The sequence below is a fragment of the Chryseobacterium subflavum genome (genome assembly GCF_055762745.1).
Window position 1 is genome coordinate 1,784,619 of record NZ_JBVTMR010000001.1, and the last position, 15,063, is coordinate 1,799,681.

Below are 15,063 nucleotides of genomic sequence, written 5' to 3' on the forward strand. Positions count from 1 at the left end.
TAGAACAACTACTTAACTATAAATTCTAATCAATGAAAAAAATAGCACTAAGCTTAGGTATATTAGCCACTGTTCTGGCCAATGCCCAGTCTATTAAAACCAATATTGACCTGGTGAATGTAAAAGACGATAAGGTGGCGGTAACAATGGAATTTCCTAAAATGAAATCCGGCAATGTAAAATTCCATTTTCCTAAAACAGTTCCCGGAACTTATTCCGTGGATGATTACGGAAGATTTATAGAGGGTATCAAATTCTTCGATAACAAGGGAAGAGAGCTGGCCTACACTAAAGTGGATGACAATTCCTATGCACTTAAAAATGCTCAGTTTTTATCAAAGGTAACTTATCTGGTCAATGACAGTTTTGATGATGAATTGAATACTGAAAAACACAAAGCGGTATTTTCTCCGTCTGGAACTGATATTGAAGCTGGAAAAGTATATTTAATCAATACCCATGGGTTTATAGGATATATAGATGATATGCAGGATGTTCCTTACCAGTTGGTCATTCAGAAGCCCGCTGATTTCTATGGAACCACTGCCCTCGTAGATCAGGATAAATCAGAAGCTACAGACACTTTTACGCTGGCTAACTATGCAAAAGTGACAGATTCTCCGTTAATGTACACCAAACCGGACTATATTACTTTTAATGCAGGCGGTATGGATCTGGTTTTAGGCGTTTATTCTCCGACAGGAAAGTATAAAGCAGCTGACTTTAAAACCAACCTTGAAAAAATGGTCGTTGCCCAAAAGAAATTCCTGGGTGATATGAATACCAATAAAAAGTATGCGATCATGCTTTACCTTTCAGGTGGAGAAGGACCTCAGATTAAAGGTTTCGGAGCACTAGAACACCATGAGTCTACAAGTGTTGTATTACCGGAGGCCATGCCTAAAGAAGCTATCGACCAAACCATTACCGATGTTGTTTCACACGAATTCTTCCATACGGTAAATCCTCTGAAAACCCACTCTGAAGAAATTCACTACTTCAATTATGCAGATCCTAAAATGTCTCAACATCTATGGATGTATGAGGGAGGAACAGAGTATTTCGCAAATTTATTCCAAATCCAGGAAGGATTGATCAACAAGGATGAATTCCTGAAGAGAATAGGTGAAAAAATCACCAATTCTAAGAACTATGACGACACAATGCCGTTTACTGTAATGAGTAAAAATGTTCTTGTAGAGCCTTACAAGGATCAGTACAGAAATGTTTACGAAAAGGGAGCCTTACTGGCAATGTGTATGGATATTGAGCTTAGAAAATTATCCAACGGTGAGATGGGTTATCGTGATATGATCAGAAAATTATCACAGAGATTTGGTGAAAACAAACCGTTTAAGGACGACAAACTGATCGATGAACTGGTAACTGTTACCGGCTATCCGCAAGTTAAAGATTTTTACAACAAATATATTGCAGGAAATCAGCCAACACCTTATGCTGACTATTTAAACCAGGTAGGTGTGGAAATAACAAAACAGGAAACTCCACCAATCTTCTGGTTTATTAAAGACCCAAACCAAACAGGATTTAACGAGAAAAACAATACTTTCATTTTTGATGAAAACTCTCCTTTATCTCCTTTTGCAAAAAGCATTGGTTTTAAAATTACGGATGAGATCTATGCAATAGACGGAAAAACTATTGATGTGAAAAATATACAGGCATTTATCAATTATACCAAAACCATCAAAGAAGGACAACCCGTGACAGTAACAGTTCTTAGAAAAAATGGAGATAAGACTGATAAAATAGAGCTGAAAGGAAAAGCAATCCTTGATAAGCTAACAATGGAAACGCTTAAATACAAAGCCAATCCTACACCGGCAGAACAAAAACTGCAGGATCAGTGGTTAACAGGAAAGAAATAATAAACAATACTTAATGAAAAAGCGGGGAACAATCCCCGCTTTTTTTATTTTTACACACTTTCTATCCTTTCTTAATTGTTATCCTAAAAGTAGTCCCCTTGCCCAATTCTGTTTGTGAAATCTTTATGTCACCGTTATGGTATTCCTGCACTACCCTTTTTGCAAGCGACAACCCTAATCCCCAACCCCGTTTCTTTGTTGAATAGCCCGGTTTAAATGCATTTCTTGCCTGCTGCTTTGTCATCCCGCTACCCGTATCTTTCACTTCTACCAGGATATTTTTATTTCTTTCAAATACGGACATTTGCAAAGATCCTTCCCCTTTCATAGCATCTACGGCATTTTTCACCAGATTTTCAATAACCCAGCTCATCAGGATCTTATTATGCGGAACCAGAATAGTATATGTCGGTAGCTGCAGGGTAAAACTTATCTTACTTGAAATCCTGGATTTTAAATATTCATAATTCTCCTGAATCATCTGATTAAAATTCATATCATTAAGCTCCGGCACAGATCCGATTTTTGAAAATCGTTCAGAAATGGTTCTCAGCCTCTCAATATCCTTTTCTATCTCTTCGATTCCTTCAGAATCAGGATTTTCCAGTTTCATAATCTCCATCCATCCGATCATGGATGAAAGCGGAGTTCCGATCTGGTGTGCGGTTTCCTTTGCCAGACCTGCCCATACATATCCTTCATCCGTTTTTTTAATCGTCCTCAGAAACCAGAATGAAAATAACAGGTAGGATAGGATAAATAGCCCTAAGAAATAAGGATAGTACCGCAAATTGTTAAGCAATGAAGAGTTATCATAAAATACAAACTGCTTATCACCGTTTGCCACTTCAATCTCAAATGGAGCATAATTATTTTCCATTTTTGAGATTAGCTTTTTTAGTTCTCCGGGATTTTCAAGAATTTCTTTGGCAATATTTCTTGAACTCCCTTCAAATATAAAAGGTTCTTTATTTTCATTCGTCAAAATTGATGGAATCTGATCATTCTCCGTTAATATCGCAAACAACAGCTCCTGGGTCTCAGAACTTTTCTGCTTATTGTCCTGAAGAATCTTTATCGCAGTAGCGAAAACCTTAATTCTTTCAGCCTCTTTTTCCCTTAAATTTTTAATGAGAATATTAGATGAAACAATCAAAGCAATAACAATCACGGTAAGTAACGTAAATACAAACCAGTTATTGATTCTCGATAAAAACGGACGATTCTTCATACCTTTTTTATTTTAAAATATTCAGAATTTTCTGTAATTCCGTATTTCCGCTTCCCTGATAATTATTGATGATAATGGAGAATACATATTTTTTTCCATCCTTTGCCGTTTGATATCCCGCAAAAGATTTTGTATCCCTCATAGTTCCGCTTTTCATTTTCATCCCGTTTTCCTGCGTTGGGAATCCGTCATAATAGGCATCAAACCATGGTTGCTTTTTAGCATACAAAAGAGCCTGTACCTCCGCTTTTGCCGATACATAGTTCTGAGGAGAAAGCCCGCTTCCGTCTGCAAAATTGATCATATTCGGATTAATCCCATTGGATTTCCAGAACTCTTTAAGATAGGCAACTCCGCTTTTAAAGCTTGAATTTCCCTTTTTCTCTTTCCCCAGCGTCTTAATAAGAGTTTCTCCATACAGATTAATACTCTTTCTTAGAAACCAGTATATAATCTTATCTAACGTCGGTGATTGATACGTAAGAAATATATTTTTCTTAGGAACTTCAAATATCTGTTTCCCCTCAATTTCGAGTTGGGAATTCGTAATAACCTTCCCTGAAAAGCTAATTCCGGCTTCCTTAAGCCACTGTTTTACTTCTACTCCCAATTGTAAAGGAGGATTTGGAGTTGATCCTGAAACAGTAACCGTTTTACCGGCAGGTAAAGTTCCGTTAATCAATGCCACATCCGAGTGTGGTGCCGTGAAAATAAGGCTCTGATCCGAACTTCCACCGGCTTTCAGGTCATTTAACCATTGAACTCCTTCCAGCGGATAGGAAAAGCTTTTAAAAGTAGTGCCGTTGATGTTGATATCAAACTGGTTCTCTCTCCAGTTGATCCCCCAAACTCCGGCGCCGTAATAATTCCCCAGATCATCCCAGGGCCAGCCCCCGGGAATCGTCTGATGGTCAAAATATGAATCATCGATCACCAGGTCTCCGTTAACCTTTGCAATTCCCTGCGTTTTGATTGCTTCGATAAGCTTTTTCTTAAAATTTTCAGGTTTGTATGCTTCGTATCTCCAGCTTCCCAGAGTAGGATCACCATTAGAACTGATCAACAGGTTTCCGTTAAGAACATCTTTTGAAATCGTACCCGAATAACCTGCTATTGTTTTAAAAGTATAATTTTTCCCTAATGTTTCCAATGCTGCCCCAGCCGTAAATATTTTCTGCGTGGAAGCAGTCGAAAGTCCTTTATTTCCCTGATAATCGTAAATCAAACGCCCGTTTTCATCGGTTACATAAAACGATAAACTGGATGCTATTCCTCCTGAAGAATTCATAAGATCCTTTGTAGCATCGTCTAATTTTTGAGCGATATCCTGAGCAAAAACTATTTGTGTAGATAATATAAGAACACCAAGTGTTTTTTTCATTGCATCATTGTTATGGTGATTGATTATTTCGCAACTAATGTTGACTATATCATTGCTGAATAGTCCATTCTTTATTCAAATATAAAAAAAGATAGTGGGATCAGATTAATGAGCTTCCTGCCTCAATTTCATAGGGTGCCTTTCCCTTCTCAAAAATCCTTGTCAGTTCGCTTCCTTCAACCGTTATATTTCCATCAATTCTCCTGATCCAGTTTCCTTCACGCAAACCGATTACCTTTAAGTCATTTTGGGTTAGAAATTCAAGAATTCTGGTTTCCCGGGTTTCGCCGTTATGTTTTAATTCCGGATTTGGATCCAGATAGTGAGGGTTCAGATTAAAAGGGACCAAGCCCATACAATCAAAACTTGGAGGATAAACGATAGGCATATCATTAGTTGTTTTCATATTTTGTCCGCCGATATTGCTTCCCGCGCTGCATCCTAAATAAGGCTTACCTTGTTCTATATTATTCTTTAAAACCGACATCAGATTTTCCTCATGTAAAGTTTTAACCAATAAAAATGTATTTCCACCTCCTGTAAAGTATCCTTTCGCATTATGTAAGGCAGCGGCTTTATCGTCAAATTCATGCAGGCCTTTTACTTTAATACCTATTGTTTCAAAAAAAGAACGGGCTTTTGCCGTATAATCGTCATGGGATATCCCTCCAGGCCTTGCATAAGGAACAAAGATGATTTCATCAACACCCTTATATAATTGTATTAATTCTTCTCTTAAATATTCCAGGTATTCGCCACCGAAAATGGTTGATGTCGAAGCTAATATGATATTCATACAATGAAACTATTGTGGTTATAAAACTAGTTGAAGTACAAAGATAACTGAAACCACAACGAATCAAAAATTAAGCTAAAAAAAATAGCTGTATCCGTTAATATTTTCTAAAAAAACTTAAAGCCTCTAAAATTTAGCCATTTATGGAATTATTATTGAATTTCAAAATGTAGAATTATAAAATATAAGATTATGAAAATCGTTAAAATTAATATCAAAAATCTATTTTTAGGTTTATTATTTGTAGGAGGAATGAGTTTGGTTAATGCACAGGTGGATAGCACCAAAACAACAGCCAATACAGCTGCAACAACTCAAGCTGGAGATTCCAGTATTGAGGGTCTTAAAAAACAAATTGAAGCCAATCCAAAGGATACAGAATCGTTAGCTAAATTAGCTGCAGCTTACCAGGATGCTTCAGATTGGACCAATGCAGTGGCAACCTGGAAAAAGATATCTGTTTTATTACCCGATTGGGCTCCGGCATATTACAGCCAGGCTTATGCATATCAGGCTGCTAAAGATGATGCCAATGCTAAAATTGCTTATGAAAAGTATATAGCAACTGTAAAGCCTGAGGAAGTAGAGCAAAACAAGAAAAACCTTGCGTATGCTTATTTCTATCTGGCCTTTTCAGAACAGCAGAGCGACCGTAATAAAGCAAAAGAACATATAGCTAAGTCGTTACAGTATGACCCTACCAATCAGGATGCTTTAAAACTTAGCAAAACCTTAAATTCATAAAAAATAAAATCCGGAAAATTTTCCGGATTTTTTATTTCTGTATTTTATTTGATCATTTTACCGAAGAAATCGGTTTCTCCTTTCAGATGTCTTATAATTTTATCAATGTTTCGGTCAATGCTTGCCTCGGTTTTAAGGTTATTGATATAACGGACCAATTCCAGCTTTCTTGAAGGAATTAAACTTTCAAAATTACGCAGGGTAACGGAATCTTCCCTGATCGCCTGGTCAAGTTTAGGATGAATAACAATACTCCTGTCCGAGCTATCATATTCTATTGAAACTTCTATTATCTCACCAATTCTTTTGGGAGAATTCTTTAACATAACAAGATTTATATACAATCTCCATTCTCCGAGATACTTCATTAAATTCTGCTTATATTCCACACCATTCACTGTTCCTTTCACAGGAATAGGGCTCTTATCTCTTCCTGAAACTTCAAAAATTGTTTTTAATATTTCTTCAGGAATGAAAACAAAAGGATTAATTCCTATAATTTCAAGCCGTGCTGTAAACAGATTATTTTCCATATATCACAAATTTAGAAAATAGTTTAATAGGATAAAATAGTAAACAATCAATAGATATCCGACAGACCACTTATGTTTTCCAACCTCTAACCTCTAACCTCTAACCTCTAACCTCTAACCTCTAATATCTACCTTCCAGTCTCAAACCAACAAAACAGCAACTAAGTTTTCCACTCGCAAAGTATTCCTTATCTTTGCAGGAATAAATCTATGTAACAAAATGAAATTTTTTATTGACACTGCTAATTTAGAGCAAATTAAGGAAGCTAAAGATCTTGGAATTTTAGATGGTGTAACCACTAACCCTTCATTAATGGCTAAAGAAGGTATCCAGGGAGCTGAAGCAATCAAGAACCACTACAAAACGATCTGTGAAATTGTAGATGGTGATATTTCTGCAGAAGTACTTTCTACAACATATGAGGAAATGATCAAAGAAGGAGATGAATTGGCAGCAATCCATCCAAACATTGTGGTAAAAATTCCGATGATTAAAGATGGTATCAAAGCATTAAAATATTTTTCGGACAAAGGAATCAAGACGAACTGTACATTGATTTTCTCTCCTGGACAGGCTCTTTTAGCAGCAAAAGCAGGAGCAACTTATGTTTCTCCATTCCTGGGAAGACTAGATGATATTTCTACGGACGGGCTTAACCTTATCCAGGAGATTCGTTTGATTTTTGACAACTATATGTACGAAACTGAGATTTTAGCAGCATCTATCCGTCATTCTATGCACATTATCGATTGTGCTAAAATCGGTGCTGACGTGATCACTTCGCCACTGGCTCCGATCTTAAGCCTGTTAAAGCACCCGCTTACAGACAGTGGATTAGCTCAGTTTATTGCAGATTCTCAGAAATTGGCTTAACAGCTTAACCATATTGCATAAAAAATCCCGAATTCATTTCGGGATTTTTTATTTTATTTATAAAGATCAGGCTCTATTTTATTATTGTTATTTTTCATTTCTTCTCTCGCCCTTTTCTCTATATTCCTGTACATTTCATTCATATCAATGTCTTTCCCATCCTTATTTTTCATTCTTACGACAGCTCCGGCCGGAAGTGTGCTCATTGTTTGCTTCATGTCCTTTGTGGGATCTGCCTGATAATCTTTCCAGGCTTTTTTAAACTGTTTTTTTGTTACTTCGATATCTTTGCCCCCTAAACCGATCATAGTTACTCCCGGCATTTGTATGTCTTCGTCCTGGCTTATGTTTGTCTTTTTATTTCCAATCAAAGTCATTATATGCGAACCTGTTTTGTCTTCAAGCTTCACAATTAAACCGGGCAATCCATAGAATTTATAAGGTCCGTCCTGAAAAGGGATATCGGTACTAAACCAGGCAGTCCATTCTCTGCCTCCATAGGTTGTTGTTGCTTTTTGGGTGTTATACTCTCCTATTTTTTGTTTTTCAGAAAGAATCTTCCATTCAGGTTTTTGATCTTCTGCTATTTTATAGATTGTGTTCCCTATTTTTTCTGAAAGTACAACCTTATAATCGGGGTATGTTTTGGTAACACTTGTAGCGATCACACCCGGTTTCATATTTTTTTTGATATTAATACTTTCTCCAAAACCGCCTTTCATTTGCTTTGCGATATACGCTTTTGTTGTAGAGTCGGAGACAAATTTTTCACGGCTATAATATTTTGAGCCATTTTTATCAATATCCAGGAGCATTACATCACTTTTTATATCCGCTCTGTTGGTGGAATCCGAGATATATTTATAATCATAATAAAACCTGTTTGCCTGAGCATGAGTAAGTATACTCAAAAGTAAAAAAAGTAAAATATTATTTTTCATAGGTTAATAAGACATAAAAAAGCTTTGCCAATTCTGGATTGACAAAGCCAATTGGAACTTTATTATTTTGTCTGAATTCTTATCTCTCCTGAAGGATCTCCGTCTTTTGTGCGTTTATTCACATTCATACTTTTAATATCCTTTGGATTAATAGCATCAAATTCTTTTCTGGTGACCTCTACTCCGTTAATGTATAATTTCATGTTACCGTAATTATTAGCGGATCCGTTTACTCTTGGAACTGTAAAAGTATTCACATCTTTAAAATTAGAGTTCAGCCTTACTGTCACCGGATTATCCGAATCGCTAAAACTGGATGTATACACATAAACTCTTCTATTGTTGCCATCCAATGCTCTTCTTTCTGCATCCAGCTTCATTCTTTCTGCATCAAGTTTAGCTCTTTTTTCGTTAAGCCTGGCACGCTTTCTATCGAGTTTCGCTCGTTTCGCAGCCGTTTCCATAGCTCCTTTTGCATTCTCGGAAGCCTTGGCAAGTTCTGCTGCATCCCATTTCATATCCTTAATTTCACTGAACTTTAATGCTTTCATTCGAGGAGCTGTCGGAGGGACCGGAGGCGTTGGCATATCCTGGAAATCGAAATTAATTTCAGGTATTTCAGGAATCTCAACGTTCATATTCTTGAGCTCTTTCACTTTATTCTTCCATTCATCGGATTTGAAAAAGTCATTAATTCTTTTAATTTCATTTCCATTAATGGTATAAGCCATTCTGAAATCATCGGAACTTGTAATTTTTCCCATTTCAGCTGACAGATCATTAAGCTCATCTACATTCTTCTGAAACTCTTTACTTTCCGGCTTAAGGCTTTTCAGAGCCATACTTTTTTCCTGAATTTTCTTTCCAAGATCTTTTAATTTCTCTGTTTCTTTTTTTCTTAACAGCTTTTGTTGTGAATCATCAATTTTACCAATCTTGGCAGGAATGGTGTCTTTTGTGATGGAAGTTACATTCTGAATTTTGGCTTCAGGCTGTTCTTCCATTCTGGATACTGCTTCCCGGATCGCTATGTTGGTTTCTTTGATTTCTTTATTCTTCGCATTTACCATATAGGCAAAAGCTACTGTAAATAAAACCGGTAATGCAAAAATCCTTCGCGCATACCCGAATTTGGTTTTGGGTTTTTGTAACATTTTTAGACGTTTTTTTAGATTTGAACTTAAAAACGGACTGGTTGCAGGTAACTGTGTTCCGGAAAAGTGACTTGCTAAAAGCATCTGCGCAAATGCTTTTGTGTCCGATTGTTTGACGGCTTTTTTATCAGCCAGGTATTCATGGATAAGACCGAGTTCTTTTTTCATCATATAAAAGAACGGATTGAACCAGAAGACTGAGGTAATCACTTCGATAAAAATTTTATCAAAGGAATGCTTCTGTTCAATATGTACCATCTCATGCTTTAAGATCTGTTTCCCAATATCAGAATTCAACTGTATTGAATTCTTCCAGAATAGATTTTTAAAGTATGAAAACGGTGCTTCAGTAAGGTTTGTATGGTAAAAATTTATACCATCAAAACTCTCTTTTCGAAATTTCTTTTTAAGCTGTTGGATCCTGATGATCCCATAGATAAGCCTTCCTAAAAAATAGAAAGAAACCAGTCCCAAAGCTGAAAAAATAATTCTAAAATAAATGTGGTCATTGCTTATGTTTTTATGTGAATTAAAATTCTGTAATTTATTGAGCAACAAATACACCTCATTATTCACTTCTATAGTAAAATCATCAACCCTCATAAGAGGTAATAACAATGAAAGTAATATAGCCGATAACAGATAGAATCTGTTATAATGATGAAATGTCTTGTCCTTTAAAGACAACTGATAATACAAAAATGTTACACCAGAACATACAATTACTTTCCCAAAGTATAGAAGTAGAGTTTCCATATCAGTTTTTCTTTTTGAGTTCGTTGAGCAGCATTTCAAGATCTTCTACCGTCATTTCATTTTTTTCTACCAAAAAAGAGACTGCACTTTTATAAGATCCTTTGAAATAATTTTTCACAAGACTTTTCATCGTCTTTCCCGAATACTGTTCCTTTGTGATCAGTGCAAAATATTCATGCTGTCTGCCATAAACATTATAATCAACAAATTCCTTATCCTTTAATACTTTTAGAATAGTTGAAACAGTATTTGTGTGAGGTTTGGGTTCAGGAAACAAATCAAGAATATCCTTGAGGAATCCTTTTTCAATTTTCCATAAATACTGCATTACCTGTTCTTCTGCTTTTGTTAAAGTCTGAATTATCATATCCTGTTCATTTATCTTGAATGATATATCGTCGCTAAATTCTATATCACTATTTAATTAGTTATACAAATGTAGAAATAAATTACATCCAAACAACTATTTTTTAGTGATAAATAGAATAAGCGCCTAACTAATTGATATTCAATACAATATTTTTTATTAAAATATGTTAAATTTATAAGTAGTAATCAAATTCCACTGAATTATCAATAGAAAATTCTTTAATTACAATATAAATTCTTAAAACTTGTTAATTTTTATTAAATAAAATTAAAATGAATATGTTTAAACTGGGAAAATATATTTATTTTAGTGCTTTAAAAATTTCTCATGAAAAGATATAATTTACTGATTGTACTATTACTACTTATTTTTAACATTACTAATGCTCAAAAGAAAGGTTCGCCTGCTGCAGATTTCAGCGCTTTAAAGGAAGCAAAAACTAAAATTGAAAATACAGTTCCTGCGGTTATCGGGCATTTACAAGCGATCGCTACCAAAGAAGGAGACAATAATATTCTTACCAACGGAAAAGCGGCACTGGGAAAAGAATATGGTATTTTAGAATCTGAATGGTACTTATACAGAGGAAATATGAACAACTGCATTTTAAATAATTCTTCAAAGAAAGCTAAAAAGTGCATGGAATACCACACCCAATACCTGAGAAATACGCTTATCAACTATAAAAACTATATTACTTACCTCACAAAAAAGAATGGGTATCTTGGAGTGGAAGGTGATACTAAAATTGATTTTAATCCTAGTGAAATCACTACAAAATTAAATGACGCTTATTTTAATGGTGGTGATGCCTCCAACAGAATGAAAGGAAATCAAAAGAAAGAATTTCTGGGTCAGACAATGGCAGATGATCTTAAATTAAAACCTTATGCTGAACTAGCACAATAATATAATCCCGCTTTATGCGGGATTTTTTAACATAAAAAAAGAGAATCACTTTGTGATTCTCTTTTGCTTTAGTAGCGGGAACCGGACTCGAACCGATGACCTTCGGGTTATGAGCCCGACGAGCTACCTACTGCTCCATCCCGCGGTATATTTTTAGAGTGTTTACCGAAAACACTTGCTTAGTAGCGGGAACCGGACTCGAACCGATGACCTTCGGGTTATGAGCCCGACGAGCTACCTACTGCTCCATCCCGCGGTGTATTTTTAGAGTGCTTACCGAAAGCACTTGCTTAGTAGCGGGAACCGGACTCGAACCGATGACCTTCGGGTTATGAGCCCGACGAGCTACCTACTGCTCCATCCCGCGGTGTATTTTTAGAGTGTTTACCGAAAACACTTGCTTAGTAGCGGGAACCGGACTCGAACCGATGACCTTCGGGTTATGAGCCCGACGAGCTACCTACTGCTCCATCCCGCGATATTGGATTGCAAATGTACGACTTTTTTTTAAAATTCCTAATTTTTCTTTTAAATAAAGGAGTTTTATAAAAACTATACATTTATTTGTATCTTTGTTTTATGGCAAAAATATTAAAAATTTACCCTGACAATCCTCAGGAAAATCTTATTAATGAGGTGGTTAAAACCTTGAATAATGGTGGATTAATTATTTATCCTTCTGATACTATTTATGCATTGGGTTGTAATATTTTTGACATCAAAGCCATGGAAAAACTGGCTCAGATCAAAAAAATGAAGCTGGAAAAAGCCCAATTTTCAATTATTTGTAACGACCTCAGTCACCTTTCGGATTTTACAAGACCCATTGATACTTCCGTATTTCGATTTTTAAAAAGCCACCTTCCCGGACCTTTTACATTTATTCTGGATGCCAACAAAAGTGTTCCTCTGGCTTATAAAGGACATAAAACAATCGGTATCCGTGTTCCAGACCACTCCATTCCTCAGCTGATTGTTGAAAAATTGGGACATCCGATTGCTTCTACCTCTATCAGGGATGAAGATGAAGTGATCGAATACTCTACCGATCCGGAACTCATCGCTGAAAAATATGATCATCTGGTGGATATTGTTATAGATTCAGGATACGGAGACAATGTAGCTTCCACTATTGTAGATCTTACTTCCGGAGAACCTGAAGTAATCAGACAGGGAAAAGGGATTATATAAGTTTTCTAAATAGAAGTTAGAAATTAGAGGTTAGAGGTTAGGAAGAAACTAAAAATGGGATATATTTCCGGATTTCCCCAATAACGATTATTATCCAACATTAAATATATATTGTTTATTATATACCTCTCACTGAGGTTCTTATTATATTATTTTATGAAAATCATTACATCACCGGCTAAATTAATGAACGTAGAAAATTCAACTGACCTGTTGAGATCCACTACCCCGAAATTCATTGAAGAGGCAGAATTTATACAATCATTTTTAAAACATAAATCACCTAAGTATCTTTCCGAACTCATGGAGATCTCTCCTAAGCTGGCAGATGAAAACTGGGAAAGAAATCAAAACTGGAAAGCAAATCCAAAGCCTAAAGAATCTGCACCGGCTATGTTTGCGTTCACCGGAGAAGTATACAGAGGGCTTGATGCCAAAACCCTGGATAAAAGTGCCGTGGATTATCTGCAGAAAAATTACAGAATGCTTTCAGGTCTTTATGGCTTGTTAAAACCTTCTGATAAAGTTATGTTGTACCGACTTGAAATGGGCCGTCATTTTGAATTTGATCAATACAAAAATCTATATGAGTTCTGGAGAGAGAAAATTACAGATCAGCTGAACTCAGAAATGAAGAAAAATGAGATTCTGCTTCAACTGGCAAGTAATGAATATGGAAAAGTAATTGACCGGAAAAAACTTAACCATAAAGTAATTGATTTCGATTTTTATGAATTAAAGGACGGAAAATTAAAAACGATTGTTGTGTATACCAAACACGCCAGAGGTCTTGTTGTAAGATTCTGTGCTGAAACCAATGCCCAAACGCTGGACGATATTAAAGCCTTTAATTATGAAGGTTATATGATCGACGAAGAAAAATCTACAGATACCAAATTGGTTTTTACAAGATAAATGACAATTTCAGAATTTAAAATCCATTTCAAAAAAGAGCTGAGTGATCTGTATACAGCATCTGAAAGTGCTTTCCTGTTTTCTGTTTTTGTTGAAAAATTAATCGGATTGGATCAATTCCAGCAAAGACGGTTTTCTCATCAGGAGTTGCTATCTGATGATGAAAAGGAGCTTCAGAAAATAACCGCAGAGCTAAAAACCGGTAAACCTTACCAACATATCCTAGGTGAAACGGAATTTTACGGGATGACATTTTTTGTGAACGAAAATGTTTTAATACCACGCCCCGAAACAGAAGAACTGCTTGAGATAGCCATTGATACAATCCAAAGTTCGTTTTCTGAACAGAAAGATCTTAAGATTCTTGATATTGGTACAGGAAGCGGAGTTATTCCTTTGGTTCTTAAAAAACATTTTCCGGATGCCGATGTTTCATCTATAGACTTTTCAGAAGCAGCTTTAGAAACAGCAAGAAGAAATGCTGTTTTTCATGGGCTGGATGCTCGTTTTATGTATGGTGACTATCTGAATTTTAAGCTTACTGAAAATTATGATGTCATTATTTCCAATCCTCCTTACATCGGGATTGAAGAAGAAGTTGAAATTGAATACTCTGTGAAAGGATTTGAACCACAAATGGCACTCTTCTCTCCTACTTCTGATGCTTTGATCTTCTACAGGAAAATCGCTGAAGACTCGAAAAAGAACCTGAACGGAAACGGATTGTTATTTTTAGAAATTAATCAAAAATTAGGGGCAGAAACCCTGGAGCTTTATTCTTTCTTTTCGGAGGCTCATCTTGTAAAAGATTTGTCTGGAAATGACAGGTTTATAACGGGAAAAAGATAGGATTCCGTTATTTTCGGTTTTAAGTTCTGTATCTTTAGCTCAAATTTCAAATAACCATGCCACATTTTATCATAGATTGCTCAGAAAATATTTTAGATCAGAAATCTCCCGGTGAAATAATGAATGCAGTTTACGAGACTGCAGAAAACTCCGGACTTTTTGCAAAAGGAGATATCAAAGTGAGATTAAAGCCTTTTAAATATTATAAGATGGATGATGGAAAGGAAAGCTTTATCCATATTTTCGGAAATATTATGGCAGGAAGAACAATAGAACAAAAGGCCAGCTTATCCAGACAAATAATAGAACGGCTGAATCTGATGTTTCCGGATATACCTATTCTGTCTATTAATATACAGGAGTTTGAAGCAGCAACTTATTGCAATAAATCTTTAATCAACCCTGAAAATACGAATAAGGACAGACACTTTCCTGGTCACTGATATTTTTTAAACGAAACAATATTTAGCATAATACTTGTTTTCCTTTACATCAATAAGCAAATTTTTACGTCAAAAATTAAATAATCA

At 35.7% G+C, this 15,063-nt stretch carries 15 protein-coding genes and 4 tRNA genes; 8 read left to right on the plus strand and 11 right to left on the minus strand.

The window, feature by feature from the left end; translation table 11 throughout:
• Positions 1 to 32: 32 nt before the first annotated feature.
• The gene (locus tag AC0INN_RS07845) at positions 33 to 1,889 is read left to right on the plus strand and encodes a M61 family metallopeptidase (protein WP_273648240.1); all 1,857 of its coding nucleotides are present in this window, start codon (positions 33 to 35) and stop codon (positions 1,887 to 1,889) included.
• 61 nt (positions 1,890 to 1,950) lie between these two features.
• On the opposite strand, the gene AC0INN_RS07850 is transcribed toward AC0INN_RS07845, so the two are convergent.
• From AC0INN_RS07850 to pepE, 3 genes are all read right to left on the minus strand, one after another.
• Positions 1,951 to 3,120, minus strand: coding sequence for a sensor histidine kinase (locus AC0INN_RS07850; protein ID WP_273648241.1), 1,170 nt, complete (start codon positions 3,118 to 3,120; stop codon positions 1,951 to 1,953).
• A 7-nt stretch (positions 3,121 to 3,127) separates the two neighbouring features.
• Entirely contained in the window at positions 3,128 to 4,501 is a 1,374-nt protein-coding gene (gene dacB / locus AC0INN_RS07855; protein ID WP_306612597.1) for a D-alanyl-D-alanine carboxypeptidase/D-alanyl-D-alanine endopeptidase, read from the minus strand.
• A gap of 100 nt (positions 4,502 to 4,601) precedes the next feature.
• Complete coding sequence (gene pepE, locus AC0INN_RS07860) at positions 4,602 to 5,297, minus strand: dipeptidase PepE (protein ID WP_306612599.1); 696 nt, start codon at positions 5,295 to 5,297, stop codon at positions 4,602 to 4,604.
• Between the two features lie 192 nt (positions 5,298 to 5,489).
• Here pepE and AC0INN_RS07865 point away from each other — a divergent pair, with 192 nt between their 5' ends.
• Positions 5,490 to 6,041, plus strand: a complete 552-nt coding sequence (locus AC0INN_RS07865) for a tetratricopeptide repeat protein (RefSeq protein WP_306612601.1) — start codon at positions 5,490 to 5,492, stop codon at positions 6,039 to 6,041.
• Between the two features lie 44 nt (positions 6,042 to 6,085).
• On the opposite strand, the gene AC0INN_RS07870 is transcribed toward AC0INN_RS07865, so the two are convergent.
• The gene (locus AC0INN_RS07870) at positions 6,086 to 6,574 is read right to left on the minus strand and encodes a YdeI/OmpD-associated family protein (protein ID WP_306612603.1); all 489 of its coding nucleotides are present in this window, start codon (positions 6,572 to 6,574) and stop codon (positions 6,086 to 6,088) included.
• Positions 6,575 to 6,794: 220 nt separating this feature from the next.
• On the opposite strand from AC0INN_RS07870, the gene fsa reads away from it, so the two are divergent.
• The gene (fsa, locus tag AC0INN_RS07875; protein ID WP_172278659.1) at positions 6,795 to 7,448 is read left to right on the plus strand and encodes a fructose-6-phosphate aldolase; all 654 of its coding nucleotides are present in this window, start codon (positions 6,795 to 6,797) and stop codon (positions 7,446 to 7,448) included.
• A gap of 53 nt (positions 7,449 to 7,501) precedes the next feature.
• Here the strand turns inward: fsa and AC0INN_RS07880 are convergent, their stop codons facing one another.
• The 3 genes from AC0INN_RS07880 to AC0INN_RS07890 form a co-directional block, all read right to left on the minus strand.
• Complete coding sequence (locus AC0INN_RS07880) at positions 7,502 to 8,389, minus strand: GLPGLI family protein (RefSeq protein ID WP_306612605.1); 888 nt, start codon at positions 8,387 to 8,389, stop codon at positions 7,502 to 7,504.
• A 62-nt stretch (positions 8,390 to 8,451) separates the two neighbouring features.
• Positions 8,452 to 10,299, minus strand: coding sequence for a M56 family metallopeptidase (locus AC0INN_RS07885; protein WP_306612607.1), 1,848 nt, complete (start codon positions 10,297 to 10,299; stop codon positions 8,452 to 8,454).
• A 1-nt stretch (position 10,300) separates the two neighbouring features.
• Complete coding sequence (locus tag AC0INN_RS07890) at positions 10,301 to 10,666, minus strand: BlaI/MecI/CopY family transcriptional regulator (protein WP_172278665.1); 366 nt, start codon at positions 10,664 to 10,666, stop codon at positions 10,301 to 10,303.
• Positions 10,667 to 10,996: 330 nt separating this feature from the next.
• On the opposite strand from AC0INN_RS07890, the gene AC0INN_RS07895 reads away from it, so the two are divergent.
• Positions 10,997 to 11,578, plus strand: coding sequence for a hypothetical protein (locus AC0INN_RS07895; protein ID WP_172278667.1), 582 nt, complete (start codon positions 10,997 to 10,999; stop codon positions 11,576 to 11,578).
• A gap of 72 nt (positions 11,579 to 11,650) precedes the next feature.
• On the opposite strand, the gene AC0INN_RS07900 is transcribed toward AC0INN_RS07895, so the two are convergent.
• The 4 genes from AC0INN_RS07900 to AC0INN_RS07915 form a co-directional block, all read right to left on the minus strand.
• A tRNA-Met gene (locus tag AC0INN_RS07900) sits at positions 11,651 to 11,723 on the minus strand.
• Between the two features lie 38 nt (positions 11,724 to 11,761).
• Positions 11,762 to 11,834: transfer RNA gene (locus AC0INN_RS07905), tRNA-Met, on the minus strand.
• 38 nt (positions 11,835 to 11,872) lie between these two features.
• Positions 11,873 to 11,945, minus strand: a tRNA-Met gene (locus AC0INN_RS07910).
• Positions 11,946 to 11,983: 38 nt separating this feature from the next.
• A tRNA-Met gene (locus tag AC0INN_RS07915) sits at positions 11,984 to 12,056 on the minus strand.
• Positions 12,057 to 12,157: 101 nt separating this feature from the next.
• Between AC0INN_RS07915 and AC0INN_RS07920 the strand changes: the two genes are divergently transcribed.
• The 4 genes from AC0INN_RS07920 (at position 12,158) to AC0INN_RS07935 (ending at position 14,976) form a co-directional block, all read left to right on the plus strand.
• On the plus strand, positions 12,158 to 12,769 hold the full coding sequence (locus AC0INN_RS07920) for an L-threonylcarbamoyladenylate synthase (protein WP_172278669.1): 612 nt from the start codon (positions 12,158 to 12,160) through the stop codon (positions 12,767 to 12,769).
• Positions 12,770 to 12,925: 156 nt separating this feature from the next.
• On the plus strand, positions 12,926 to 13,684 hold the full coding sequence (yaaA, locus tag AC0INN_RS07925; protein WP_273648250.1) for a peroxide stress protein YaaA: 759 nt from the start codon (positions 12,926 to 12,928) through the stop codon (positions 13,682 to 13,684).
• Positions 13,685 to 14,533 carry a peptide chain release factor N(5)-glutamine methyltransferase gene (prmC, locus tag AC0INN_RS07930; RefSeq protein ID WP_273648251.1) on the plus strand — a complete coding sequence of 283 codons (849 nt, stop codon included), beginning with the start codon at positions 13,685 to 13,687 and terminating at the stop codon, positions 14,531 to 14,533.
• 56 nt (positions 14,534 to 14,589) lie between these two features.
• Positions 14,590 to 14,976, plus strand: coding sequence for a 5-carboxymethyl-2-hydroxymuconate Delta-isomerase (locus AC0INN_RS07935; protein ID WP_273648252.1), 387 nt, complete (start codon positions 14,590 to 14,592; stop codon positions 14,974 to 14,976).
• The last annotated feature ends 87 nt before the right edge of the window (positions 14,977 to 15,063 follow it).

Coding starts and splice junctions, on each gene's coding strand:
- AC0INN_RS07845 (WP_273648240.1), top strand. CDS start 33: ATGAAAAAAATAGCACTAAGCTTAGGTATATTAGCCACTGTTCTGGCC.
- AC0INN_RS07850 (WP_273648241.1), bottom strand. CDS start 3,120: ATGAAGAATCGTCCGTTTTTATCGAGAATCAATAACTGGTTTGTATTT.
- dacB (WP_306612597.1), bottom strand. CDS start 4,501: ATGAAAAAAACACTTGGTGTTCTTATATTATCTACACAAATAGTTTTT.
- pepE (WP_306612599.1), bottom strand. CDS start 5,297: ATGAATATCATATTAGCTTCGACATCAACCATTTTCGGTGGCGAATAC.
- AC0INN_RS07865 (WP_306612601.1), top strand. CDS start 5,490: ATGAAAATCGTTAAAATTAATATCAAAAATCTATTTTTAGGTTTATTA.
- AC0INN_RS07870 (WP_306612603.1), bottom strand. CDS start 6,574: ATGGAAAATAATCTGTTTACAGCACGGCTTGAAATTATAGGAATTAAT.
- fsa (WP_172278659.1), top strand. CDS start 6,795: ATGAAATTTTTTATTGACACTGCTAATTTAGAGCAAATTAAGGAAGCT.
- AC0INN_RS07880 (WP_306612605.1), bottom strand. CDS start 8,389: ATGAAAAATAATATTTTACTTTTTTTACTTTTGAGTATACTTACTCAT.
- AC0INN_RS07885 (WP_306612607.1), bottom strand. CDS start 10,299: ATGGAAACTCTACTTCTATACTTTGGGAAAGTAATTGTATGTTCTGGT.
- AC0INN_RS07890 (WP_172278665.1), bottom strand. CDS start 10,666: ATGATAATTCAGACTTTAACAAAAGCAGAAGAACAGGTAATGCAGTAT.
- AC0INN_RS07895 (WP_172278667.1), top strand. CDS start 10,997: ATGAAAAGATATAATTTACTGATTGTACTATTACTACTTATTTTTAAC.
- AC0INN_RS07920 (WP_172278669.1), top strand. CDS start 12,158: ATGGCAAAAATATTAAAAATTTACCCTGACAATCCTCAGGAAAATCTT.
- yaaA (WP_273648250.1), top strand. CDS start 12,926: ATGAAAATCATTACATCACCGGCTAAATTAATGAACGTAGAAAATTCA.
- prmC (WP_273648251.1), top strand. CDS start 13,685: ATGACAATTTCAGAATTTAAAATCCATTTCAAAAAAGAGCTGAGTGAT.
- AC0INN_RS07935 (WP_273648252.1), top strand. CDS start 14,590: ATGCCACATTTTATCATAGATTGCTCAGAAAATATTTTAGATCAGAAA.